The sequence below is a fragment of the Aliihoeflea sp. genome (assembly GCF_052435475.1).
GTDB lineage: Bacteria > Pseudomonadota > Alphaproteobacteria > Rhizobiales > Rhizobiaceae > Aliihoeflea.
In genome coordinates this window covers 37,342-60,932 of the sequence record NZ_JBQVMV010000011.1, presented here as the reverse complement: position 1 = coordinate 60,932, position 23,591 = coordinate 37,342, and the positions used below count along the sequence as shown (strand labels likewise).

The following is a 23,591-nucleotide window of genomic DNA, read 5'->3' as shown; positions in this document are numbered from 1 at the left end:
CAGCGCGACGGGCATAGGCTTTCCGAAAACAAGGGAACATCGGTGCGGCGCACGACCGGGCCGGGAAGCGAGGACCAATGTACCGGACAGAAGCCACGCGCACCGTCGACCCGATCACCCTGTCGGTGGTGCGGGGCATTCTCGAAACGACGCAGCGCGAAATGACGCTGTCGCTGGAAAAGACCGCGCGATCGAGCGTCTTCAACCTGGCGCATGACTATTCGACCGCGCTCTTCAACGCCGAGCCGGAGATGATCCTGCAAGGCCAGGACATCCCGATCCATCTCGGCTCGCTGATCCCGGCGATGAAGGTGGTCGCCGGCTATTTCGAGGGCGACATAAACGAGGGCGACCTGATCCTCCACAACGACCCCGCCTATGGCGGCAGCCACGCCATCGACGTGTGCATGTACAAGCCCGTCTTTTACCATGGCGAACTCGTCTACTGGACCGTCTGCAAGGGTCATCTGACCGACATCGGCGGGCCGGTGCCGGCCGGCTACAATCCCGACGCCAAGGAAATCTACGCCGAGTGCCTGCGCATTCCCCCCGTCAAGATTTGGGACCGGGGCAAGCCGCGCAAGGACGTGCTCAACATGATCCTGACCAACATGCGCGCAAGGCGGGATCAGGAAGGCGATTTCAACGCGCTGATCGGCGCCTGCCAGGTCGGCGAGCGGGCGCTGGTCCGGATGCTCGACAAATACGGTAAAGACGTGGTCGACGCGTGCATCGGCGAACTTCTCAACATGGCCGAGCGCCAGATGCGCACGCTGATCCGCTCGGTTCCCGACGGCACGTATGAGGGCGTCGCGGTGCTGGAGGATGCGGGCCACGGCTTCGGCGATTTCGACATCAAGGCGACGGTGACCATCGAAGGGGACGATTGCCGCATCGTCATCTCGAGCCCGCCGCAGATCCCCTATTTCATCAATTCCTACGAGGGCAATTCCTATTCGGGCGTCTATCTCGGCCTGATGATGTTCGCGCAGCTTCCCCCGCCCTACAATGAAGGGCTCTATCGCTGCGTGGCGGTCGACATGGGTCCGAAGGGCACGCTGTGCAACGCCAAGGAACCGGCGCCGCACATGAATTGCACCACGACGCCGATGGAGACGCTGACCGACGCGGTGCGCCTCGCCTTCGAGAAGGCGATGCCCTCGAAGGTCGCGGCTTCATGGGGGCATGCCAACGGCCTCAACATCGCCGGCTGGGACAAGCGCCACGACGAGGAATATGTGACGATGGTGCTCGCCACCATCATTTCCGGCGCGGGCGCGACGCCGCAGCAGGACGGTTGGCACGCCTGTGGACCGGAATGCTGCTTCGGCGCGCTGACCTCGGGCGACATCGAGCTTCTGGAGCATTCCTACCCGATCATCATCCACAAATATTCGCTGATGACGGATTCGGGCGGCGCTGGCTTGCATCGCGGCGGCTCGGGCACGGCCTGGGAGGTGGAACCGCTCGATGGCGACATGACCTTCATCATGTTCGGCGAAGGACGGCGGATTCCCGCATTGGGTGCCGCAGGCGCGACATCGACCATGATCGACACCAAGGTCGGCCGGCTGGAACTCAAGCGCGACGGAAACACCGAGACGATCCGCAACAACACGATCGGCGTCATCAAGCCCGGCGAGACGGTGACCAACATGAATCCCGGCGGCGGCGGCTATGGCGACCCGAAGAAACGACCGGTCGATAAGGTGGTCGAGGACGTCAAGCTCGGCCTCGTCTCGATCAACGGGGCGCGCGAGGACTACGGCGTCGTCATCGCGGATGCGGAAACGCTGAAGGTTGACCTCGACGCCACCCGCAAATTGCGCGCCGCCTGAAGTGGGAGAAAAGATCATGCGCAGCAAATATCGTCTCGGCATCGATGCCGGCGGCACCTTCACCGATTTCGTCCTGGCCGAGCAGGCCGGCGGCAACCGGCTCTACAAGGCGCTGTCGACGCCGGCCGACCCGACCATCGCGATCCGCAACGGCCTGTCGCTGATCGCCGAAGACCTCGACGTGCCGCTCGACGAGATCATCCCCAATTGCGATTTGTGCATCAACGGCACGACGGTCGGCCTCAATGCGCTGATCCAGCACAAGGGTGCGCGCACGGGGCTGATCTGCACGGCCGGCCACGAGGATTCCATCGAGATCCGCAACGGCCACAAGGAGGACGGCTATCGCTACGACGCCGATTATCCGCCGGCCGTCATGCTGGTGCCGCGCAATCTGCGAAAGGGCGTGCGCGAGCGGGTGTTGTCGAACGGCGAGGTACGAACGCCGCTGACCGAGGACGATGTGCGCGCGGCCTGCGAGCATTTCGTGAAAGAGGGCGTGGAATCGGTCGCGATCTCCTTCGTCTGGTCGGTGCTTCACCCCGAGCACGAGCGCCGCGCCAGCGAGATCGTGCGCGAGATGATGCCGGGCGTTATCCTCACGCTCGGCTCGGCGCTCTACCCGCAGGTGCGCGAATATACGCGCACCTCGACGGCGGTGACGAACGCCTATCTCGCGCCGACATTGAAGAAATATGTCGGCGCGGTGGACGCCTATTTCCGCTCGCTGGGCGCGAAGCACCCGGTGCGCTACTTCCAGTCGAACGGGGGCCTTGCCATCGGCGAGGCGATGACGGATCGCTCAGTCTACGCGATCAATTCCGGCCCGGCCTCGGCGCCGCTGGCAGGCCTCCACGTCTCCGCCCCCTTCGACGAGACCAACGTCATCACCATCGACATGGGCGGCACGTCGTTCGACATCACGCTGACCCATGAAGGCGTGACGAACCTCAACAAGAACATCGACTTCCTTCGCTACCGGATCGGCGTGCCGATGATCCAGGTCGAGACGCTGGGCGCGGGCGGCGGCTCGATCGGCTGGATCGACGAGATGGGCCTGCTCCAGGTCGGCCCCCAAAGCGCCGGCTCGGACCCCGGCCCCGCCTGCTACGGCCAGGGCGGAACCTTGCCCACCACGACCGACGTCAATCTCGTCCTGGGCTATCTGAACTCCGACGGGCTGGTCGGCGGGCGCCTGCCGCTCGATCCGGTGAAGGCACAGGACGCGATCCAAAAACACGTTGCCGAGCCGCTCGGCATCTCGCTCGAAAAAGCCGCCTACGGCATGTTCACCATCGTCAACGCCAACATGGTCAACGGCATCAGGCGCGTCTCGATCGAGCGCGGCTACGACCCGCGCGACTTCGTGCTGGTCTGCGCCGGCGGCGCGACGGGCGCGCACATCACGGCGCTGGCGCGCGAGATGGGCATCACGCGGATCATCGTGCCGAAGCTCGCCTCGGGCCTTTGCGCCTTCGGCCAGATCATCTCGGACGTCAAATACAACTACATGGCGACCTGCCCGGTGCGGCTCGACAATGAGGACGCCTATCGGCGCGTCAATGCGCTGTTCCACGAACTGGAAGAGGAAGGCCAGGCGCATCTCAAGGCCGACGGCTTCGGCGAGGACCAGATCCGCATCAAGCGCAGCCTCGACATGCGCTATGTCGGACAGGTGCACGAATGCACGGTGGAGGTCGACAATTTCGAGATCGGCGCGGAGACGGTCGAGCGCCTGAAGGACGCGTTCCACCGCCGGCACGAACAGCTCTACACCTATGCCGAGCCGAACAACACGGTCGAGATCGTCAACATCGAAAGCACGCTTTACGGCCTGGTCGCCAAGCCGGACGACAAGGCGCTGGCGAAGGGCGGCAATGTCGACGCGTCACTGAAGGGAACGCGGCAGGCGATCTTCACCGCCGACGGCCAGAGGCAACGCGTGCCGGTATATGACGGGGGCAAGCTTGGAGCCGGCGACGTGGTGACCGGACCGGCGATCATCGAGGAGACGACGACGACGATCGTGATCGAGCCGGGCTGGAGGGCGGAGTTGCATGCGAGCGGGTCTTATGTGGTGACGCCGGGTTGACTACAGCGCGATGTCGTAGGTCAGCCACTCGGTGCGTTTGGCGATCCGGTCATAGGCGGCACGGGCGCGGTAGTTGTCGTCTTTGGTGATCCAGCGGATGACGGTCCAGCCGCGCGCGCGGCCTTCGTCGGAGATTGCGGCAATCAACGCTTGCGCGGCGCCGGACCCTCGCAAATCCGGGTCGACGAAGAGATCGTCTAGGAAGCCGCCGCGCGTGGCCGAGAGCGGGCGGGTGAACTGGCGGAAATGCGCGAGGCCGACGACGCGGCCTGTTTCGTCGGCGGCGAGGAAGCCCTGCTCCTCCTCGTCGGGCGATTGCAGCCAGCCCCAGACGCGGTCGCGCATCTCGGTCGTCTGCACGACCTTGTAGAACTGCGCGTAGGCTGCATAGAGCCGGTCCCAGTCGTCGCGGTGCTGCGGTTCGGGCCGGATGATGGTGACTGCCAAGGCGGATTCCTTCTTCAAGATCAGGACGCGCGCTTCAAGCCGCCGGCCGGTTCGCGCACGAGCTCGGCCCAGCGTCGCACGAGGTAGTTGTGCTCGTCCATGGTCGTGTTCCACAGCGCGATATGCAAGGCGCGGCTCCAGTAGGAACCGCCGGAGCGGACTGCGCCGAGCTGGATCGCGGGCTTGCCTTCAGGATCATTGAGGATGCGGCGCGCGGGCTTGCCCTCGTACCAGTAGTCCCACTCTTCCGGCTCGAGATGGTCGCGCACCGGCTCGGTGACCGACATGTAATAGCCCTGCCGCGCGACGACGGCGCCGGGCCAGCCCGACAGCGACCAGTTGAGATAGGCATAGGCCTGGTCGAGCCGGTGGCCGGTGAGATGCCGGGCGAGGCACAGCCCGCCGTGCCAGGCGCGGTAGCCCTCGACGGGCACGGCCTGGCGGATGCGCAAGTGACGGCTTTTCAGCGCCACCGCGCTCGGGCTCCACATCGACCCGGCCCACACGTCGCCGCTTTCCATCAAGGCGGTCGCCTCGGGCGCGGTGCGCCAGAAGGTGTGGAAATGGCCTTTGCGTTTCAAGGCAAGCGCGAAGTCGAGCAAATGGTCGATCTCGTCGACCGTCATGTTGCCGAGTTCCTTGAATGCCATCTTGCGCGCAGCGCGGAAGGCGAGCGCGAGGTCGAAGATGCCGATCGCCGGCTCGTCGACGATGGAGACATGGCCGCGCCAGCGCGGGTTCAGGAGTTCGGCCCAGGAATGGACGTCGCGGTCGGTGTCGATGCCGGTCGCGGTTTCGTTGATGCCGAAGGAATCGAAATTGTGGACCGTTGGCAGCATCGAAAGGTAAGGCGTCGGCATGGAGGACAGGGTGTTGTCCTGCTGCACATAGAGCCGCGTGACGGGCGCATCGCCGAAGCCGAGCGGGGCTGCGGCGTTGATGCAGCCCTTCTTGGTCAGGTCGTTGACGCGCGGCCACAGATCGATGCGGTCGATCTCGATCGGCTTGATGGCGCGCCAGTGCCAGACGATATCGAGATTGTGGAAGCACTGGTCGTAGATGTCGTAGCGGTCGGGCTCGGTGGCGGCGAGGCGCTGGGCGGTGACGAAATCATGCTGCTCGAAGGCGAGTTCGAAGCCGAGGTCGCGCTGGGCGCGGGCCTGCAACTGGCGGAACGGCGTGATTTCGGTGCACAGCACGCGCAGGGTCTGCGGCTTGGCGATGTGGACGGCCGGCGCCGCGATGGCTTCATTGTCCTCAAGGGTCATCCGGTCTCCTATCGCGGGGTTGCACCTTCGAGGCAACCGCTTGCGCGATGCGGCAGCACTTTTTCCGACAGCCTGTTGAACACGCGGAACGAGGCTTCGATCCGTGCCGGGTCGAGATCGTCGACGATGAAGACGATGCGCGACTGCCGGTTCGCATCCGGCCAGCCGCTCATGTGGGCCGGCGCATGGACGAGGCGCTGGACGCCGTGGATGGCGACCGGCCGGTCCTCGCCGGCGACGTTGAGGATGCCCTTGACGCGGAAGATGCGATCGCCATGCCGGTTGAGAAGCATGGTGAGCCAGACGCCGAACGCGGTCCAGTCGACCGGGCCGTCGACGGTGATGGCGAAGGAGCGGATTCTTGCGTCGGCGGCGTCGTGGTGGTGGTGATGATGATGGTGATCGTGGTCATGCGCGAGATGGCTTTCCCAGCCTTCCACGCGCAGCGTGGTGCTCGACGCGATGAAATCGTTCGAGGCGGCGTCGGCGGCTATGATCTGGCGCGCGGTCGGATTGAGGCGCGTGAGCGCGGCGCGGAGGTCGGCGGTGCGGGCCTCGTCGGCGAGGTCGGTCTTGGTGATGACGACGACATCGGCCGCGCCGACCTGACGGACGGCTTCGAGACGGTCGGAAAGTTGCTTCTGGCCGTTGACGGCGTCGACCGTCGTCACGACGTTGGCGATGGAGAAATGGCTGCGCAGGACGGGGTGCGACTGGATGGTGGAGAGGGCGGGGAACGGATCGGCGAGGCCCGTCGTCTCGATGACGACGCGGTCGAACCAGGGGATTTCACCGCGCGCGCGTTGCGAATGGAGGCCGAGCAGGGCATCGGCGATCTCGCCGCGCACGGTGCAGCAGATGCAACCCGATTTCATCAGGACGACATTGTCGTCGATGCGGTCGAGGAGGTGATGGTCGAGCCCGACCTCGCCGAACTCGTTGATGAGCACGGCGGCGCTGGCCATGGCCGGGTCGGTCAGGAGGCGTTGCAACAGCGTCGTCTTGCCCGAACCGAGGAAGCCGGTGAGGAGGTTGATCGGCGTGGCATCCTTCATGACAACGCCTTCAACTGCTCCAGATAGACCGGATCGAGCGGATCGAAGTCGCGGCCGGCCATCGTCTCGGCTTCTGGCCAGAGATGGGCGAGGCTGTCGAAGATCTGCGTGCGGCCGGTAGGGTTCGACAGGACGTAGGACGTGCCCTGCCATTCGGAGACGCTGATTCGGCGCGGCGACAGGACGGCGTTGGCGAACTTCATCCGGTCAGCCGCCTCGCGCCGCCGCGAGAGCCGGTCGGTGTTGCGCGTGTAGACGCCTGGACGAGCGACCGCGCTCGTCCAGTGGTCGTCGCACCCCAATATGCCACACAGCGAGCACATGACCGGCTCCTCCCCTTCGCGCCTATTTCTTGCGCGGATGGCGCTTGGCGAAATCGTCGGCCATCTCGTTCATGGTGACGAAGCGCACGCCCTCGTGGCCCTTGATGTATTCATAGAGGCGCTCGAGCATCAAAAGCACCTGCGGGCGGCCCGACACGTCGGGATGGATGGTGATCGGGAAGACGGCATAGTCCATCTCGCGATAGACCCAGTCGAACTGGTCGCGCCACATCTCCTCGATGTGCCGGGGATTGACGAAGCCATGGCTGTTGGGCGCCTTCTTGATGAACATCATTGGCGGCAAATCGTCGAGATACCAGTTGGCCGGAATCTCGATCAGGTCGGTTTCCTCGCCGCGCGTCAGCGGCTGCATCCAGTCGGAGGGCTTGGCGGAATAGTCGATCTTGGTCCACTTGTCGCCGACGCGCACATAATAGGGCGTGAAGTCGTTGTGCATCAGCGAGTGGTCGTACTTGATGCCCTTCTTTAGCAGCAACTCGTTGGTGACGTTGGAGAATTCCCACCACGGCGCGACATAGCCGGTCGGCCGCTGGCCGGAGAGCTTGGTGATCAGGTCGATACATCTATCGAGGACCTGCTCTTCCTGCTCGGGCGTCATTGCGATCGGGTTTTCGTGGCTGTAGCCGTGGATGCCGATCTCGTGGCCGGCATCGGCGACGGCCTTCATCTCGTCCCAGAAGGTCTCCGCCGAGTGGCCCGGGATGAACCATGTCGTCTTGATGCCCCAGCGCTCGAACATCTTCAAGAGGCGGGGCGAGCCGACCTCGCCGGCGAACATGCCGCGCGAGATGTCGTCGGGCGAATCCTCGCCGCCGTAAGAGCCGAGCCACCCCGCCACGGCATCGACGTCGATGCCGAAACCGACCAGAATTTCCTTAGCCATTGCCGATCTCCCTTGGATTGATTGAGCGTTTTGCGTTCATCCCCTGGCGACCAGGGTGACGTTTTCGGATGGACAGTCGACCGTGACCGCGTCGCCCACGGCAAGCTGCATCAGGTCGCGATTGTCAGTGCTCGTCTCGACGTCGACGCGCTGGCGCCCGTCGAGGTCGATCTGAAAATGCTGGACGCTGCCGACCGCATGGCGCATCGCGATCGTGCCGTTGAGGCGGTTTTCCGCGGGCAGCGCGTCGGCGGCGCCGCGCCGTGAAATCCGCATCGCCTCGGCCGGGATCGCGACCAGCACGCCCTCACCGGCTCGAACGGTTTCGGCAGGCCGGCCGCGCATGCGTCCGAAGGCGGTGTCGACCGCGCCGATGCCGTCCGCGATGGTCAGGTTCTGGCCCTCGATGATGGCGTTCGAGCCGATGAAGCGGGCGACGAATTCGGTCTTCGGATTGGCGTAAACTTCGTGCGGCGTGCCGATCTGCTCGACGCGGCCGCGATTCATCACGACGATGCGGTCGGACAGGCCAAGCGCCTCGGACTGCGCATGAGTGACGAAGACGAAGGTGATGCCGAGTTCGCGCTGCAGGAGCTTCAGTTCGTTCTGGATGACGCGGCGCAGATTGGCGTCGAGCGCGCCGAGCGGCTCGTCGAGGAGGAGGATGTCGGGCTCGACGACGAGCCCGCGCGCGAGCGCGATGCGCTGGCGCTGGCCGCCGGAAAGCTTGTCGGCCTTGCGGTCGGCAAAGGGCGTCAGGCCGAACATGTCCATGATGCGGTCGACCTTGGCGGTCTTCTCCGATGTCGACAGCGCCTTGACGTCGAGGCCGAAGCCGATGTTCTGGCGCACGGTCATGTGCGGGAAGAGCGCGTAGTTCTGGAAGATCATCGAGGTCGGGCGGCGCTCGGGCGGGATCGACGAGACGTTCTTGCCCTTAATCAGGATGTCGCCATTGGTGATCTCCTCGAAGCCGGCGATCATGCGCAGGGTCGTCGACTTGCCGCAGCCGGACGGGCCGAGAAAGGCGACGAACTCGCCCTTGCCGACGCGAAGATCGAAATCGGCCACCGCGACGGTGCCGTCCGAATAGGTCTTGCCGACGCCATTGAGTTCGAGATCGTACATGCCGATTTCCGATGCGACTTTGGATGAGGAGGCCCCGCGCGCCGGGCGATCCGGCGCGCGGGAGAGCGGGATCAGGCGTTGAGGAACTCGTCCCAGCGCTGGATCAGATAGTCGTACTCGTCCGGCCACTGGTGCCAGTAGGCGACGTTGGCCGAGCGCTCTTCGAGCGAGCCGCCATCGCGCAGGTCGCCCTCGTTGATGCCGCGCTCGGCGGCGCCGACCCAGGGCTTGCCCTCGTACCAGAAGGCGTATTTGTCCGGGTCCATCGCTTCCTTGATGTTGGTCGAGGGCGAGTAGTAGCCCTGTTCCGTCACGGCGATGGCCGGCGGGCCGGAGAGCCAGTAATTGGCGTAGGCGATGACGGCCTCGCGGTTGGGCGAGCCGGCGATCAGCGAAGGGCCGATGGTCCAGCCGCGCGTGCCTTCCTTCGGCGTCGCGTATTTCGCAGGACGCCCCTGCGCCTTCACCGCCATGACGGCCGGCTGCCAGGCGTCGGAGACGACCATTTCGCCGGACGCCATCAGGTTGACGAGCTCGCCGAAATCGCCCCAGAGCGCGCGGAACTGGCCGCCCTTCTTCTTGGAGATCAGGAAGGCGGTCGCCTCGTCGATTTCCTCGACGGTCGGGTTGCCGGGGTTCTTGGACTCCAGTTCGCCGAGCGTGTTGAGCGCGATGATGGCCTGGCCGAAGGCGATCAGCGGATCGACGTTGAGGCCCGACTTGCCCTTCCACTTGTCGTCGAAGAGCGCCGTCCAGCTATTGGCTTCCTCGTCGCTGACGACGTCGGGATTGTAGCCGATGGAATCGAAATTATAGACGGCCGGGACCATGTAGAGCTCGGTCTGGCCTTCGTCGGCCCAGATCTGGCCGACGATCTGCGCCTTGCGCTCCCACTTGTCGTTCTCGGTCGTGAAGGTGTCGCGGATCGAGTTCCAGTTGGGGATTTCGGAGACCGGGATCGGCTCGACATTGTTGGTGGCGATGACGGCCGGTAGCCGCTCGGCGATCACCTCCCAGCAATCATAGTCACCCGCGCCCGACAGGATGCGCGTCTGTGCGTCGGGGAAGGTCGAGGCGGTGCCGGTCGCGGTGCCAACGCCGCTTTCCTGCTTGAAGGAATCGAGGATGCGGTCTTGCACGGTGACCGACAGGCCGATCGTGCGAAGCTGCTGGTCGGCGAGCGCCTGCGCATATGCCTTCTGGCGGGCGAACGGCGCGAACCCGCCCATGGCCAGCGCCATGGCCCCCGCGCCCCCTTTCAGCATCGTGCGTCTGTTCAACATTGGATGCTTTCTCATCTGACTGTTCCCTTTGTTATGATTGCCCATTTTCAGTAGCGCCCCACCAGGAGGCCTCCATCAACCGCGATCACCTGACCCGTCAGGTAGCGTGCCGCGGAGGAAGCGAGAAAATGAATGACGTCGGCGATGTCGTCCGGCTCGCCGAGCCGGCCCATCGGAATGAAGGCGGCGGCCTTTTCGGCGCCTTCCGGCCCGAGCGAGTGCTTTTCCGACAGGAGCTGCGCGGTGCGGATGTAGCCGGGCGCGACGCCGTTGACGCGGATGCCCTGCCCCGCGAGTTCAACGGCAAGGCCGCGCACCAGACCGACGACGCCGGACTTGGCGGCCGAATAGTGGACGTGCTCGTCCCAGCCATAGGCGACGCCCATGATCGAGGAGAGGCAGACGATCGCGCCGGATTTCTTCGCGCGCATCGACGGGAGTGCTGGCCGGATGACGCGGATCATGCCCTTCAAATCGATGTCGAAGGTCTCGTCCCACTTGGCGTCGGTCAGGTCCGCGAGCGGCACGCGATGGGCGATGCCGGCATTGGCGACGATGACATCGACGCCGCCGCGCTCGGCATCGATGCGGGCGACGAGCGCTTCGGCTTCGTCGGTCGAGCGCACGTCGAGCCAGGCGAATTCGGCCGAGCCGCCGGACGCGTTGATCTCGTCGGCGACCGCCTGTCCTTCACGTCCGAGGACATCCGTCACCACGACATGATCGCCCGAACGCGCGAAGGCGAGCGCGGCGGCGCGGCCGATGCCGATGCCGCCTCCGGTGACGAGGATGGTGCGCGGGGTGGCTGGTTTGGTCATGCGGGTTCTTTCCTGACTCTCAGAGCATCACGTCGCCGGAATTCGGCCCGAGCGTCTGGCCGACGAAGAGCGCGCCGTCAGCCGAGGCCAGAAAGGCGACTGCTCCGGCCACCTCATGCGTCTCGCCGAACCGGCCGAGCGGGAGTTCGGCCGCCTTGGCTTTCTTCCAGTCTTCGGAAAGTGCCTCGACCAGCGGCGTGTTGATGGGTCCGGGCGCGATCGCGTTGACGCGGACACCCTTCTTGGCGACCTCGCGGGCGAGCGACTTGGTCATCGCGATGATCGCGCCCTTGGCACCGGCATAGTGGACGAGTTCGACACCGCCGACCTGTCCGAGCTGCGAGGCAACATTGACAATCACGCCTTCGCCGGCCGCGAGCATCGACGGCAGCACCGCCTGGCACATCAGGAACGTGCCGCGCACATGGACGGCGAACATGCGCTCGAACTCGGCGAGCGAGATGTCGAGGAACGCGGCCTGATGGCCGTGACCCGCATTGTTGACGAGAAGCGCGACCGGACCGAGACGCGACGTGGCGTCGGCGACCAGTCCGGTCACGGCTGCCGGATCAGAGATGTCGGCGGGAAATGCCTCGGCCGTGCCCCCGGCCTTTGCGATCGCCTCGACGGTCTTCGCACAGGCCTCGGGCTTCAGGTCATTGACGGCGACCCGATAGCCCTCGGCGGCAAGCCGCGTTGCGATGCCCGCGCCGATGCCCGATCCGGCGCCGGTGACGAGTGCGGTCTTGCCGCTCATGCCTCCGCCTCCTGGCCCTTGAAGGCCTGACCCTTGCGAACGGCGCGCAGCATCAGGAGCGCGTAGATGGCAAGGAGCGTGAAGGAGAACAGCGTCGTCAGGACGCCGAAGGCGAAGATGTTCGGATAGATCTCGACCGAGAACGTGCCGTAGATCGTCAGCGGCAGGGTCAGTTCGCGGCCCGAGGTGAAGAGCGTACGCGAGAACTCGTCATAGGAAAGCGTGAACGAGAACAGCATCGCCGAGAGCACGCCGGGGAAGATCATCGGGAAGGTCACGCGCCGGAAGGTCTGCGCCGGCGAGACGCCGAGCGACAGCGACGCTTCCTCCACGCTGCGGTCGAAGCGGTTCAAGATTGCCAGCATGACGAGGAAGGCGAAGGGGAAGGTGTAGACGACGTGCAGTACGAAGGCCGTGCCCCACCAGGCGCGCGCCACGCCGGCCATGTTGGAAAACAGCGCCATGCCGAGGCCGACGAGCACGCCCGGCACGATCATGCCGAGGATGACGAGGTAGAAGACGACGCCCGAGCCCTTGAAGCGGGTGCGGAAGCCTTGCGCCGTCATGACGCCGAGCACCGTCGAGACGACCGTCGTCATGAACGCGAGCGTGAGCGAGCGCAACAGGGCGTCGCCGATGGGAAGCTGCGTGATGCGGCCGGGCGGAGTGAGGCCGAGAAGGTGCTGATACCAGTAGGTCGACCATTCGATGATCGGGAACTGCGGGCCGCCACCGGCGCCCTGGAAGGACAGGATCGCGAGCACGATCATCGGGCCGTAGAGGAACAGGATGAAGGCGGCGCAGTAGACGGCGAGGACGGGTTTCAGGACGCGCGATTCCATCGGCCTACATCTCCTTCCTGAGATTGACCACGCGCAGCATGACCGTGATGACGATGGCGATGATGATAGTCAGGATGACGCCGGCGACCGAGGCGAAGGCCCATTTGAGCGAACCGACCTGGCTGACGATGATGTTGCCGAGAAGGTTGACCTTGCGGCCCGACAGCGATGCGGCGGTGGCGAATTCGCCGAGCACCATGACCGAGACGAAGATTGCGCCGACGACGACGCCAGGCAAGGAAAGCGGCAGGATGATCTTGAAGAAGATCCTGCCGAAACCCGCGCCGAGATCGCGCGCGGCCTCGATGATCGACGGGTCGATGCGCGACAGCATGAAGGTGATCGGCCCGACCATGAAGACGCAGTAGATCTGCGTCATGCCGACGAGAACGGCGAACTCGGAAAAGAGCAGCGTCGTCAGCGGCGTGTCGATGATGCCGAGATTGATCAGGATCATGTTGATCGCGCCCTCGGTGCCCAGCATCGGCCGCCAGGCGATAACGCGGATCAGGAACGAGGTCCAGAACGGGATGACGCAAATGACGAGAAGCGCCGTCTGCAGCGTCTGGTTGCGCACGAAAAGGCCGATGAAGAGCGCGACCGGATAGCCGATCAGGAGCGTGGAAACGAGCACGATCGCCCAGATGCGAACCGTGGTCCATGTGGCCGACAGATAGGTCGAGCTCGACAGGAAGCGCTGCCAGCTCTCGATGGTGAGCGTCGGTTCGACGGTGAAGGTGGTCTGCGTCCAGAACGAAACGTAGACGACCATCAGGAGCGGCAGCACCATGAATAGCGTCATCCAGGCGATGCCGGGCGTGACGAGGAACAGCGCGCGGCGGCGCTCCTCGCGCTCGCGCTTTTGCGCCGGCGAGGAACTGCCCTGGCTTTCGGCAAAGCCGGAGGCGGCAGGCCTGTTGTCGGCGATTTCCATCAGGCAGCCCTTTCGAAGAACGGAACGATCTCGGCCGGATCGAAGGCGAGGCTGTAGACCTCGTCCTTGGTATAGGTTTCGGGCACCGGGCCGGAGAGGTGCGAGACGACCTGGACGAGTTGCCCGTCCTCGGTGCGGAAGAAGGATAGGACGCTCGACCCGGTAAACTCGCTGGTGATGAAGCGTGCGCGCAGCGCGGCGTCGCCGGCTAGACCTGCCGGGCGCACGCTGATCCGGTCGAAGCGCAAGGCGACCTCAACCGGCGTGCCGTCCCGCGCCGAGGACGGCGCGGGCAGCGGGAATGCGGCGGCGGGCGAGCGGAAGCGGCCGCCCTCCATCGTGCCGGAGAGGATGTTGTAGGCGTTGAGATGGCGCGCGACATCGGCGCTGCGCGGCTCGGAAAAGAGCGTCGAAGCGGGCGCGAACTGGGCGATCGTGCCGCGCGACAGGACGGCGACGATGTCGCCCATCAAGAGCGCCTCAGTCTCGCTGCCGGTGACATGCAGGAACGTCACCTTCAGGCGCTGCCGGATATGGCGCAGCTCGTCGCACATGCGCTCGCGCAGGTTCGCGTCGAGCGCGCCGAGCGGCTCGTCGAGAAGGACGATGCGCGGCTCGGTGACGAGCGTGCGGGCGAGCGCGACGCGCTGGCGCTGGCCGCCGGAAATGGCCGAGACCTTGCGCGAGGCGAGGCCTTCGAGGCCGACGAGGCGGATGATGTCGTTGACCCGGTGCGCGACCTCGGCGGCATCGGTGATCGGAGCATGCTCGCGGTAGCGCAGGCCATAGGCGATGTTGTCGCCGACGCTCAGATGCGGAAACAGGGCGAAGTTCTGGAACACGAAGCCGATGTCGCGGCGATGCGGCGGCACGCCGTCGAGGCGCTTGTCATCGAGCGTGACGGTGCCGGCATCCGGCTCCTCGAAGCCGGCGATGATGCGCAGGAGCGTGGTCTTGCCGCTGCCGCTCGCGCCGAGGACGGAGACGTAGCTGTCGGCCGGCACGGCGACGCTCAGCCGGTCGAGCGCGACCGTCTCGCCATATCGCCGCGATACCGAATTCAGTGCCAGCATCGGCAAACTCCCCGAGCGTTCCCACGCTTTCTAAATTGATTATGTATACAAACACATCTACATTGGCTCTCGCAAGAGCCGATAGCGTGTTTTTTTGACGTCGGGAAATGCTGGCACACAAGCGCGTGAAGCCCCATCATACGCTGATGCGCAGGCGTGCGTGCCAGACTGCACGGGCAAATTGCAGCCTGCTCACCGGTCGGGCGCAATCCGGCCGGATGCGCCCGAAAAATGATCTTCGTGTACGTTACTAAATCACGTTAGCCAATTTCCCGATTGAACCGGGTCGCAACTGTCTCCAAAAGCGAGGCGTATCGAGATGAGCCGGAGCGAGATGATTCCCCCCAAGGCGCCAGGCCGGGCACCGCTGTTCCTGACGGCGGCCGACACCATCCGCGTGAACATCGAGACCGGCCGGCTGGACCGGGGCCAGGTGCTGCTCGAAGGCCCGCTCGCCGAGCGGCTGAAGATCTCGCGCAGCTCGGTCAAGCGCGCGCTCGGCCTGCTCGAGGAGGAAGGCGCGATCCGCCGCTTCGACGGGCGCGGCTATGTCGTCGGCCCGCCCGACGACGACACGGCGCCGATCCGCAGCGATCTCAAATCCATCCATCTGGTCGTCGACGAGGCGCATGACGAAACCCTCAACCGGCCGAACTGGAAACGGATTCACGACCAGGTCGAGGCCGACGTGTCGGCCTGCCTCGTCTTCGGCCAGTTCCGCATCGTGGAAAGCGATTTGGCCGCCCATTTCGACGTCAGCCGCACCGTCATCCGCGACGTGCTGGGGCGGCTGCAGGAGCGCGGGCTCGTCACCAAGAGCTCGACCTCGCGCTGGATCGTCGCGCCGCTGACGGCGCAATCGATCAAGAACAAGTTCGAGCTGCGCATCATCCTCGAAGTCGCTGCGCTGCGCTCGGCCGCGCCCTTCATCGACCGGATCGCGCTGGAGCGCATCTGCCGGTCCATGGCCGCGGCCGAGGCGGAAGGACGGCTGGTGCGGCCCGAGACCTGGTTCCGGCTCGTCAATGAATTCGTCGATCTGGCCATCCTGTCCACTCCCAACGAGGATTTGCGCCAACTCATCTCGGCCAACATGAAGACGCTGCAGGCCTCGCAGAACGCCCTTTTCGGCCTCGGCCTCTTCGGCGACGCGCTCGCGATCCGCGAAATCCGCATGATCGGCGAGCTCATCATCGTCGGCTCGACCGCTTCGGCGGCCGAAATGCTCGAAAGCCATTTGTCGAAGTCGCGCGACCGCACGATCGCGCAACTCAAGCTCGTCGCCGTGCTGCCGCAGCCCGGCCATATCGCGCCCTATCTGATCCCGGTTTAACCCAGATGCGCGCGCAGTTTGTCGAGCCGCGCCGCCTCCTCGTGCCGGGCCTGCATCGCGTCTTCCATCGTCACGCGCCGGAAGCGTGACGGCGTGTTGGGCTGCAACTGGCCGATCAGATCCATATCGGCCGAGATGACCGTTCCGATCATGAAGTAGCCGCCGCCCGACACCGCGTCACGGTGGAGGATGATCGGCTCGGTGCCGCCCGGCACCTGCACGGAGCCGTAGGGGTAGCAACTGTCGACGATGTTCGACGGGTCCGAGCCCGCGCCGAAGGGCTGCTCGCGCTCGACGAATTCGAGCGGCGTGCCGCCCTTGAAGCGGTAGCCCATGCGGTCGGCCTCGGGCGCGACCTTCCACTCCTCGTCGAAAAAGCGATCGAGCGAGCTTTTGGTGACGCGGTGGTCGTAGAGGCCGGGCACGATGCGCAGTTCGACCGGCATCGCCGATTTGCGGCGGAGATTTTCCGGCACGCTCGCGCCGTTTACTGCCTTGCCCGCCTTGCCGACCGGCAACTCGTCGCCGGCCGCGATCGCCCGGCCCTTGAAGCCGCCGAGCGCGCCGATCGGATAGGTCGAGCGGCTGCCGAGCGCGACGGGCACGTCGATACCGCCGGCGATGGCGATGTAGATGCGCGCGCCGGATTTCAGATAGTCGAAGGAAAGCGTCTGCCCGGCCTTGACGGGAATGGCGCTCCAGCCGGGATGCTCCTGCCCGTCGACGCGCACCGGCATCTCAGCGCCGGTGACGGCGACGACCGTATCCGCTGTGAACTCCAGCTTCGGCCCGACGAAGACCGCTTCGAGCCCCGCCGCGCCCTCGTCATTGCCGACGAGAAGGTTCGCCGCGCGCATCGCGTAGGAATCCATCGCGCCGGAAGTCGGGATGCCGAGGTGGAAATAGCCCGGCCGGCCAAGGTCCTGAACGCTGGTCAGGAGGCCCGGATTGATGACCTTAACCGCCATTGATCATGCCCTCCAGCTTGGCGTTGTAGCCGCGAATGTCGGCGTTGAAGGCGCGCAGGTCAAAACTGACGTCCCTGATCTTCGGCCGGAAACTGTTGTTGGCGACGGCCTCGACCGTGCGGTCGTACTCAGTGCGGTCGATCGGCTTGAACTTCACGATGTCGCCTGGCCGGAAGAAGACCATGAAGTCGGAGAGGTAGCTGGTCTTCTGGTCCGGATCGAAGATCGGCATCGGCGTGATGCCGAACATCTGGTAGCCGCCCGCGCCGCGCACCGAATAGATGCAGGAAAAGCAGCCGCCATAGCCGACGGTGAGCTTCGGCGTATCGGTACGCGGGCGCAGATATTTCGGCACCTGGATCTGCCGCTCGCGCTCGACCATCTGGAACATGAAGGGCAGGCCGGCGACGAAGCCGACCATCGAGACGAACCAGGGCGAACCGGAATGCGCGCCGATGAACGCCTCGACGCTGTCATAGCCGTTGATGCGCGCGGCATATTCGAGGTCGCTCGACTGCGGGTCCTGATGGCGCTCGCGAAAGCGCATCAACGTCTCGTGCGTCCACGGGTCCTGGTAGAAGACGGGGATCTCGATGATCCGTGTCTCGATCACCGGATCGGAATGCTCGGCAAGGCTCTCGATCGACTTGACCTCGTCGAGCAGGGCCTGCGGCGACACGATATCGGGGTCGAACTTGACCTGGAAGGACGCATTGGCCGGGCAGATCTCGGTGACGCCGGCGATCTTGCGCTCGGCGATGATGCGCGTCATCGACAGGCTCTTGAAGAAGGCGTCGAGGGACATCTCCTCGTCCACCTCGACGAACAGGTGCTCGTCGCCGCCGAATGTGTAGCGCGTCTTCATAGAGCATGCTCCGCTTTGGTCGTTTCGGGTCGCAAAGGATTGCCGGCGAGCCAGGGCTCCAGCCATTTCGTATCGAACCGGCCGGCGCGCACGTCGGCGTTCTGCGCAAGCGCTGCGTGGAGCGGCACGGTCGTCTTGATGCCGCCGATCTCCAGCTTCGAGAGCGCTTCGCCCATCCGGGCGATGGCCGATGCGCGGTCGGGCGCGTGGACGATCATCTTGCCGAGGAGGGAATCGTAAAATGGCGGGACCGTATAGCCCTCATAGAGCATCGTATCGAAGCGGGTGCCCTCGGCTGCGGGAACGACAAGCCTGTCGACGGTGCCCGGATTGGGCATGAAGTTCGCGGCCGGGTCCTCGGCATTGATGCGGCATTCGATGGCATGGCCGTGGATTGCGACGTCCTCCTGCCGGATCGAGAGCGGCGCGCCGCCGGCGATCTGGATCATCTCGGCGACGAGGTCGATGCCGGTGATCATCTCGGTGACGGGATGCTCGACCTGGATGCGGGTGTTGACCTCGATGAAATAGAAATCGTGCGTGTCGCCGTCGTAGAGATATTCGACCGTGCCGGCGCCCTTGTAGCCGACCTGCTTTCCGAGCGCGACGGCGCTTGCCGTGAGCTTCTCGCGGATGTCGGGCGACAGGCCGAAAGCGGGCGCTTCCTCCCAGACCTTCTGGCGGCGGCGCTGCAGCGAGCATTCGCGCTCGAAGCAATGGATGACGTCCGTCCCGTCGCCGAGGATCTGCACCTCGACATGGCGCGCCTTGGTGATGACCTTCTCGATGTAGAGCCCGCCATCGCCGAATGCGGCGGCGGCTTCCGATGCCGCCTGCGGGAACTGCTTTTCAAACTCTGCAAAGCTGTCGACGATGCGGATGCCGCGCCCGCCGCCGCCGGCCGCCGCCTTGATCATGACCGGAAAGCCGATCTCTTCGACGAGTGCGCGCGCCTCGTCCATGTCGGCGACGCGGCCGTCGCTGCCGGGCACGGTCGGCACGCCCGCCTCCTTCGCCACCTTGCGCGCGGCGACCTTGTCGCCGAGCAGGCGGATCGCCGCGGCATCGGGGCCGACGAAGATCATGCCGGCATCGACGACGGCTTGGGCAAAATCCGCGTTCTCGGCCAGAAAACCGTAGCCCGGATGGATGGCGTCGACGCCCTTTTCCTTCGCCGCCGCGATGATCGCCTCGATGTTGAGATAGGACTTCGCCGCAGGCGGCGGGCCGATCAGGACACTGTCGTCGGCCATGCGCACGGCGAGCGATTCGGCATCCGCCGCGCTGTGCGCCTGCACCGCGCGGATGCCGAGCGACTGCGCGGCGCGCACGATGCGCACGGCGATCTCGCCGCGATTGGCAATCAGGAGGGAGCGGATCGCCATACCGGTCAGCCGTCGATCTCGGCGATGGTCTGCCCGGCCATGATCGCATCGGAATCCTCGAGCAGGAAGCGGATCGCCTTGCCGGCGGCCTCGGCCTTCACCTCGTGGAAGCTCTTCATCACCTCGATCAGCCCGACCACGTCGCCGGCGGCGACATCGTCGCCATCCGACTTGAAGGCGGGGCTGTCGGGCGACGGCTTGCGGTAGAACGTGCCCGGCATCGGCGCCTTGATCTCCAGCTTGCTCATGAAATGTCCTTGCTATCGGTTGAGGAGTTGGGAAAGCGGCACGATCTTGATGCCGGCCTCGGTCAGCCGCGAACGCATGGTGCGGGCGATGTCGGCCGACCCGGGCGTGTCGGAATGAAAACAGATGGTCTCGAAAGCGATGTCGACCTCGTTGCCGGTGACCGTCGTCACCTTGCCGGTCTGGCAGGCTTTCACGACCTTGGCCGCGATCGCCTCCGGATCGAGCCGGCCGACACGGCGGGTGAAGACGATGGCGCCATCGTCGCCATAGTCGCGATCGGCGAAGAATTCGCGCGCGACGGGATGGCCGGCCTGGCGGGCGAGCTCATAGGTGCGCGACATGCCCATGCAGAAGATCGGCGTGTCGGGCTCGACCTTGCGCATGTAGGCGATGAAGGCGTCGGAGAGTTCGTCATTGCCGGCGAGTTCCATGTAGAGCGCGCCATGCGGCTTGACGTGCTGGAGCCGGACGCCATGGCGCTTGGCGAATTCCTTCAGCGCGCCGACCTGATAGATGATGTCGTTGACGAGTTCGGCCGCGCTGCCGTCGATGCGGCGGCGGCCGAAGCCCTGGAGGTCGCGATAGCCCGGATGCGCGCCGACGCCGACGCCGTGCTCGGCGGCGAGCCGCACGGTGCGGTCGATGAGATTGGGGTCGCCTGCATGGAAGCCGGCGGCGATGTTGGCGGAACTGATCAGGCCCATCAGGACGTCGTCGGACGTGTCGCCGAGTTGCCAGGGCCCGTAGCCCTCGCCCATGTCGCAATTGATATCGACCGCCGACAGCGCCATTCCGGCTCTCCCGTTTCGCCGCGTGCCCGTTCCGGGTCTGTCGCGGCTGTTCCATGCTCGAAACGCTAGTCGCTGACGGCCTTCTTGGGAATTTCTATTTTCCGAAGCGTCATCTTCAATTAATCAGATACCTAACCTTCACGACCGGATGCCCCATGTCGTTCAGCCTTCGCCAGATCCGATATTTCGTCGCTACCGCCGAGCTCGGCCAAATCTCGCAGGCGGCCGTCGCGCTGTCGATCTCGCAATCGGCCGTGACGACCGCGATCCGCGACCTCGAGCGCCATGTCGGGCTCGACCTCTTCAACCGCACCCCGCTCGGCATGGATTTGACGGCGGCTGGGCGGGAATTCCTGTTCCACGCCTATGAAATCCTGCGCAAGGTGCAGGAGGCGAGCAACCTCAATCTGCCGTCGAACGCAGTGGAGGGAAAGTTGACGGTGGCGGCGACCTATACGGTGATGGGCTACTTCCTGCCGCACCACATCCAGCGGCTGAAACGCTCTTATCCGGGGCTCGACATCCATCTTTTCGAGCTCAACCGCGAGGCGATCGAGGAGGGGCTGACCGACCGGCGCTACGACATCGCGCTCGCGCTGACGTCGAACATCACCAACCCGTCGATCGCGACCGAGACGATGATGAGCTCGCCGCGTCGCCTCTGGCTCTCCTCGCGCCATCGCTTCCTGTCGCGCGCCGATGTCGGCCTGAAGGAGGTGGAGGAGGAGGCCTACATCATGCTGACGGTGGACGAGGCCGCGCAGACGGCGATGAAATACTGGAGCCAGTCGCTCTATCGCCCGCGCGTGACGCTTCGTACCTCGTCGGTCGAGGCGGTGCGCTCGATGGTGGCCGGCGGAGAAGGCGTCGCGATCCTCTCCGACATGGTCTACCGGCCGTGGTCGCTGGAAGGCGAGCGGCTGGAGACGATGGTGCTCTCCGACCCGATGCCGCCGATGAATGTCGGCCTCGCCTGGCACCGCGACGCGACCTTCTCCGATCCGATGCGCGCGCTGCGCACCTACTTCCAGCAGGCATTCAACCGGCCGATCACGCCAGCGCGCTAAAGCCCTTAGACGATCGACGCAATCGAATGACGCGCGGCTTTTGCCCTTTCGCATTGCGCGGCGGCGCGGCATTGTACCGGAGGTGGTAAAAGGGGTTCGGCCTGGTTGGGGGATATGGGCTTCACGGTTTTTCCAGCCATCTGCATGCGGCGGCCTTGCCTCGGCGCTACTGCGAGCGCCCCATGAAGGGCATCGCCCGGCTCTTGAGAAGCAACGACCTTGTCGCGCGCGTCGTGCGCGGAGCAGGCTGGACCGCCTCCGGCTTCGCCGTCGCGCAGGTGCTGCGGCTCGCCTCGAACCTCGTTCTGACGCGGCTGCTCTTCCCAGAAGCCTTCGGCCTGATGGCTCTGGTGAGCGTCTTCATCGCCGGGCTGGCGATGTTCTCGGATGTCGGCCTCGGGCCCTCGATCCTGCAGAACAAGCGCGGCGACGACGAGGATTTCCTCAACACCGCCTGGACCATCCAGGTCGTGCGCGGGGTGTGCATGTGGCTGGGAACCTGCATCCTCGCCCTGCCGCTCGCGCGTTTTTACGGTGAACCGGCGCTGGCGCAGCTCCTGCCCGTCGCCGGGCTCGCCCTCGTCATTTCCGGCTTCAACCCGACACGCTTGATCACGGCCAACCGTCACCTGCTTCTGGGCCGCATCACGGCGATCGAACTCCTCAACCAGATCATCGCGCTCGTCATCATGGTCGCGCTCACCTGGTACATGCGCTCCGTATGGGCGCTCGTCATCGGCGGCGTGATCGCGGCCGGAACGTTCCTGATCTTCGCCCATCTTCTCCTGCCCGGAAAGGCGAACCGCCTGCGCTGGGAGAGGGAGTCCGTTCACGAACTGGTCCATTTCGGCAAGTGGATTTTCTTCAGCACCGCGCTCGGCTTTTTGGTCCTCCAGGGCGACAAGCTCATTTTAGGCAAGTATCTCCCGATCGAACGCCTCGGCATCTACAATATCGGCTATTTCCTGGCGAGCTTCCCGCTGCTGCTGGGCGGCGCAGTGATCGCGCGCATTCTCATCCCGCTCTATCGCGAACGCCCGCCGCAGGCATCGCACGAAAACTTCACCCGGTTACGCTGGATGCGCTTCGCCCTGACGGCGGGCGTGCTGGCGATGCTGGCGGTGATGGCGTTCAGCGGAGCGGTGCTCGTGGATCTGCTCTACGATCCGCGCTATGCGGCGGCCGGCGGCATCGTCGTCATCATCGCCTGCATCCAGATCGTCCAGCTCGTCGGGCTGACCTACGACCAGTCGGCACTGGCAGCAGGAGACTCGCGCAGCTATTTCGCCGTCTTCGTCGTGCGCGCGGCGCTGCAGATCGGCGGGCTGGTGATCGGCTTCGAACAGGCCGGTCTGATCGGAGCACTGGCCGGCCAAGCACTCGCCGCCTTCGCCACACATTTTGCGATCGTCTGGCTGGCGCGCCGGCACGGCGCCTGGGACCCGCTGCATGATGCCGTGTTCGCCGGCATCGGGCTTGCCTTCGCCGCGTCGGCGCTGTGGGTCAACCAGGATGCAATCGCGACCCTTTGGTCATGGCGCGGATCGTAAAAGGCGCGCTCAGTCGCCGCTGATGGAGGTCGGCTCTGTGCGGACGATCTCGGGCATCATCTGACCGATGTCGGCCTTCGCCTCCGCGAGCAACTGGAGATGCCGGCCGAGCGTCATCAGGCGGCGCTCGCACGCGATGATCGTCGCGGACAGTTCGGCAAGTCGTTCCTCGCGCTCGACGCTGACCGTCGTTCCGGCCGCATCGGAGGCGAAGCCTGCGGAGATGCAGGCTTCACGATAACGCACGGCAAGGCCACTGCGCTCCGCCGTCACCTCGGCGGCGATCTCGTCGACGAAACGGATCAGCCTTTCGCTTCTCGATCGGTCCGTCTCTGCATCGCGCAAGGGCGAGCGCATGCGGAACGACAAAATGGAAAGCCGACGATGGAACATTACCCCCCCAAACCCCATCGAAACATGCCTGCCGGACAGGCCTGTCGACGGGCCACCGGCATGAGCTCGGCACCATGCTAGCCGAAGTCGCGGCACCGATCTCTAGTCAAGATTACCTACTTCAAGCGATGCTTGGCGCACTCTATGGTGATCCGTCATGCTTATATTTTGACGAGCATGATTTCGGGCAGAACATCGTCGGCATCAAGACTCGGTCACACCAAGTCT

The 23,591-nt window shown here is 65.0% G+C and carries 23 protein-coding genes; 5 read left to right on the top strand and 18 right to left on the bottom strand.

From position 1 onward, the window contains the following. Window positions 1-77: 77 nt before the first annotated feature. Both capB and capA read left to right on the top strand, forming a co-directional pair. Complete coding sequence (gene capB / locus ACT6QU_RS13190) at window positions 78-1,838, top strand: caprolactamase subunit beta (protein ID WP_444564998.1); 1,761 nt, start codon at window positions 78-80, stop codon at window positions 1,836-1,838. A gap of 16 nt (window positions 1,839-1,854) precedes the next feature. Beyond that, entirely contained in the window at window positions 1,855-3,930 is a 2,076-nt protein-coding gene (gene capA / locus ACT6QU_RS13185) for a caprolactamase subunit alpha (RefSeq protein ID WP_444564997.1), read from the top strand. On the opposite strand, the gene ACT6QU_RS13180 is transcribed toward capA, so the two are convergent. The 12 genes from ACT6QU_RS13180 to ACT6QU_RS13125 all read right to left on the bottom strand — a co-directional run bounded on the left by ACT6QU_RS13180 (window position 3,931) and on the right by ACT6QU_RS13125 (window position 14,762). Then, window positions 3,931-4,377 (bottom strand): GNAT family N-acetyltransferase, encoded by a 447-nt coding sequence (locus ACT6QU_RS13180; protein WP_444564996.1) that lies wholly within the window; start codon window positions 4,375-4,377, stop codon window positions 3,931-3,933. Window positions 4,378-4,397: 20 nt separating this feature from the next. Next, window positions 4,398-5,645, bottom strand: a complete 1,248-nt coding sequence (locus ACT6QU_RS13175; protein WP_444564995.1) for an ABC transporter substrate-binding protein — start codon at window positions 5,643-5,645, stop codon at window positions 4,398-4,400. A gap of 8 nt (window positions 5,646-5,653) precedes the next feature. Beyond that, a complete protein-coding gene (locus ACT6QU_RS13170) occupies window positions 5,654-6,700 on the bottom strand; it encodes a CobW family GTP-binding protein (protein ID WP_444836675.1) in 1,047 nt (348 codons plus the stop codon). After that, the gene (locus ACT6QU_RS13165) at window positions 6,697-7,023 is read right to left on the bottom strand and encodes a hypothetical protein (protein WP_444564993.1); all 327 of its coding nucleotides are present in this window, start codon (window positions 7,021-7,023) and stop codon (window positions 6,697-6,699) included. The genes ACT6QU_RS13170 and ACT6QU_RS13165 overlap by 4 nt, the downstream gene beginning before the upstream one ends. A gap of 22 nt (window positions 7,024-7,045) precedes the next feature. Continuing rightward, the gene (locus ACT6QU_RS13160; RefSeq protein WP_444564992.1) at window positions 7,046-7,927 is read right to left on the bottom strand and encodes a polysaccharide deacetylase family protein; all 882 of its coding nucleotides are present in this window, start codon (window positions 7,925-7,927) and stop codon (window positions 7,046-7,048) included. Between the two features lie 36 nt (window positions 7,928-7,963). After that, window positions 7,964-9,055 carry an ABC transporter ATP-binding protein gene (locus ACT6QU_RS13155; RefSeq protein ID WP_444564991.1) on the bottom strand — a complete coding sequence of 364 codons (1,092 nt, stop codon included), beginning with the start codon at window positions 9,053-9,055 and terminating at the stop codon, window positions 7,964-7,966. A 71-nt stretch (window positions 9,056-9,126) separates the two neighbouring features. Beyond that, the gene (locus ACT6QU_RS13150; protein WP_444564990.1) at window positions 9,127-10,338 is read right to left on the bottom strand and encodes an ABC transporter substrate-binding protein; all 1,212 of its coding nucleotides are present in this window, start codon (window positions 10,336-10,338) and stop codon (window positions 9,127-9,129) included. A gap of 47 nt (window positions 10,339-10,385) precedes the next feature. Continuing rightward, entirely contained in the window at window positions 10,386-11,156 is a 771-nt protein-coding gene (locus tag ACT6QU_RS13145; RefSeq protein ID WP_444564989.1) for an SDR family NAD(P)-dependent oxidoreductase, read from the bottom strand. Window positions 11,157-11,175: 19 nt separating this feature from the next. Then, the gene (locus tag ACT6QU_RS13140; RefSeq protein ID WP_444564988.1) at window positions 11,176-11,913 is read right to left on the bottom strand and encodes an SDR family NAD(P)-dependent oxidoreductase; all 738 of its coding nucleotides are present in this window, start codon (window positions 11,911-11,913) and stop codon (window positions 11,176-11,178) included. After that, complete coding sequence (locus ACT6QU_RS13135; RefSeq protein ID WP_444564987.1) at window positions 11,910-12,755, bottom strand: ABC transporter permease; 846 nt, start codon at window positions 12,753-12,755, stop codon at window positions 11,910-11,912. Before ACT6QU_RS13135 ends, ACT6QU_RS13140 begins: the two co-directional genes overlap by 4 nt. Window positions 12,756-12,759: 4 nt before the next feature. Then, on the bottom strand, window positions 12,760-13,689 hold the full coding sequence (locus ACT6QU_RS13130) for an ABC transporter permease (RefSeq protein WP_444564986.1): 930 nt from the start codon (window positions 13,687-13,689) through the stop codon (window positions 12,760-12,762). Next, a complete protein-coding gene (locus ACT6QU_RS13125; RefSeq protein WP_444564985.1) occupies window positions 13,689-14,762 on the bottom strand; it encodes an ABC transporter ATP-binding protein in 1,074 nt (357 codons plus the stop codon). Before ACT6QU_RS13125 ends, ACT6QU_RS13130 begins: the two co-directional genes overlap by 1 nt. A 334-nt stretch (window positions 14,763-15,096) precedes the next feature. Here ACT6QU_RS13125 and ACT6QU_RS13120 point away from each other — a divergent pair, with 334 nt between their 5' ends. Beyond that, window positions 15,097-16,095, top strand: a complete 999-nt coding sequence (locus tag ACT6QU_RS13120) for a GntR family transcriptional regulator (RefSeq protein ID WP_444564984.1) — start codon at window positions 15,097-15,099, stop codon at window positions 16,093-16,095. On the opposite strand, the gene ACT6QU_RS13115 is transcribed toward ACT6QU_RS13120, so the two are convergent. The 5 genes from ACT6QU_RS13115 to ACT6QU_RS13095 are packed head-to-tail and all read right to left on the bottom strand — an operon-like array spanning window position 16,092 to window position 20,353. Next, window positions 16,092-17,063 carry a biotin-dependent carboxyltransferase family protein gene (locus ACT6QU_RS13115; RefSeq protein WP_444564983.1) on the bottom strand — a complete coding sequence of 324 codons (972 nt, stop codon included), beginning with the start codon at window positions 17,061-17,063 and terminating at the stop codon, window positions 16,092-16,094. The two genes, ACT6QU_RS13120 and ACT6QU_RS13115, sit on opposite strands and share 4 nt — an antisense overlap. Then, the gene (locus ACT6QU_RS13110) at window positions 17,053-17,928 is read right to left on the bottom strand and encodes a 5-oxoprolinase subunit B family protein (RefSeq protein WP_444564982.1); all 876 of its coding nucleotides are present in this window, start codon (window positions 17,926-17,928) and stop codon (window positions 17,053-17,055) included. Before ACT6QU_RS13110 ends, ACT6QU_RS13115 begins: the two co-directional genes overlap by 11 nt. After that, on the bottom strand, window positions 17,925-19,313 hold the full coding sequence (locus tag ACT6QU_RS13105; RefSeq protein ID WP_444564981.1) for an acetyl-CoA carboxylase biotin carboxylase subunit: 1,389 nt from the start codon (window positions 19,311-19,313) through the stop codon (window positions 17,925-17,927). Before ACT6QU_RS13105 ends, ACT6QU_RS13110 begins: the two co-directional genes overlap by 4 nt. Window positions 19,314-19,318: 5 nt before the next feature. Next, window positions 19,319-19,561 (bottom strand): acetyl-CoA carboxylase, encoded by a 243-nt coding sequence (locus tag ACT6QU_RS13100; RefSeq protein ID WP_444564980.1) that lies wholly within the window; start codon window positions 19,559-19,561, stop codon window positions 19,319-19,321. A 12-nt stretch (window positions 19,562-19,573) separates the two neighbouring features. Next, window positions 19,574-20,353: a 5-oxoprolinase subunit PxpA gene (locus tag ACT6QU_RS13095; protein ID WP_024587827.1), complete on the bottom strand. Its 780-nt coding sequence runs from the start codon at window positions 20,351-20,353 to the stop codon at window positions 19,574-19,576. A 155-nt stretch (window positions 20,354-20,508) separates the two neighbouring features. Between ACT6QU_RS13095 and ACT6QU_RS13090 the strand changes: the two genes are divergently transcribed. After that, the gene (locus ACT6QU_RS13090; protein WP_444564979.1) at window positions 20,509-21,420 is read left to right on the top strand and encodes a LysR family transcriptional regulator; all 912 of its coding nucleotides are present in this window, start codon (window positions 20,509-20,511) and stop codon (window positions 21,418-21,420) included. 182 nt (window positions 21,421-21,602) lie between these two features. Then, window positions 21,603-22,970, top strand: a complete 1,368-nt coding sequence (locus ACT6QU_RS13085) for an oligosaccharide flippase family protein (RefSeq protein ID WP_444564978.1) — start codon at window positions 21,603-21,605, stop codon at window positions 22,968-22,970. Between the two features lie 9 nt (window positions 22,971-22,979). Here the strand turns inward: ACT6QU_RS13085 and ACT6QU_RS13080 are convergent, their stop codons facing one another. Then, on the bottom strand, window positions 22,980-23,363 hold the full coding sequence (locus ACT6QU_RS13080; protein ID WP_444564977.1) for a hypothetical protein: 384 nt from the start codon (window positions 23,361-23,363) through the stop codon (window positions 22,980-22,982). Window positions 23,364-23,591: the final 228 nt, after the last annotated feature.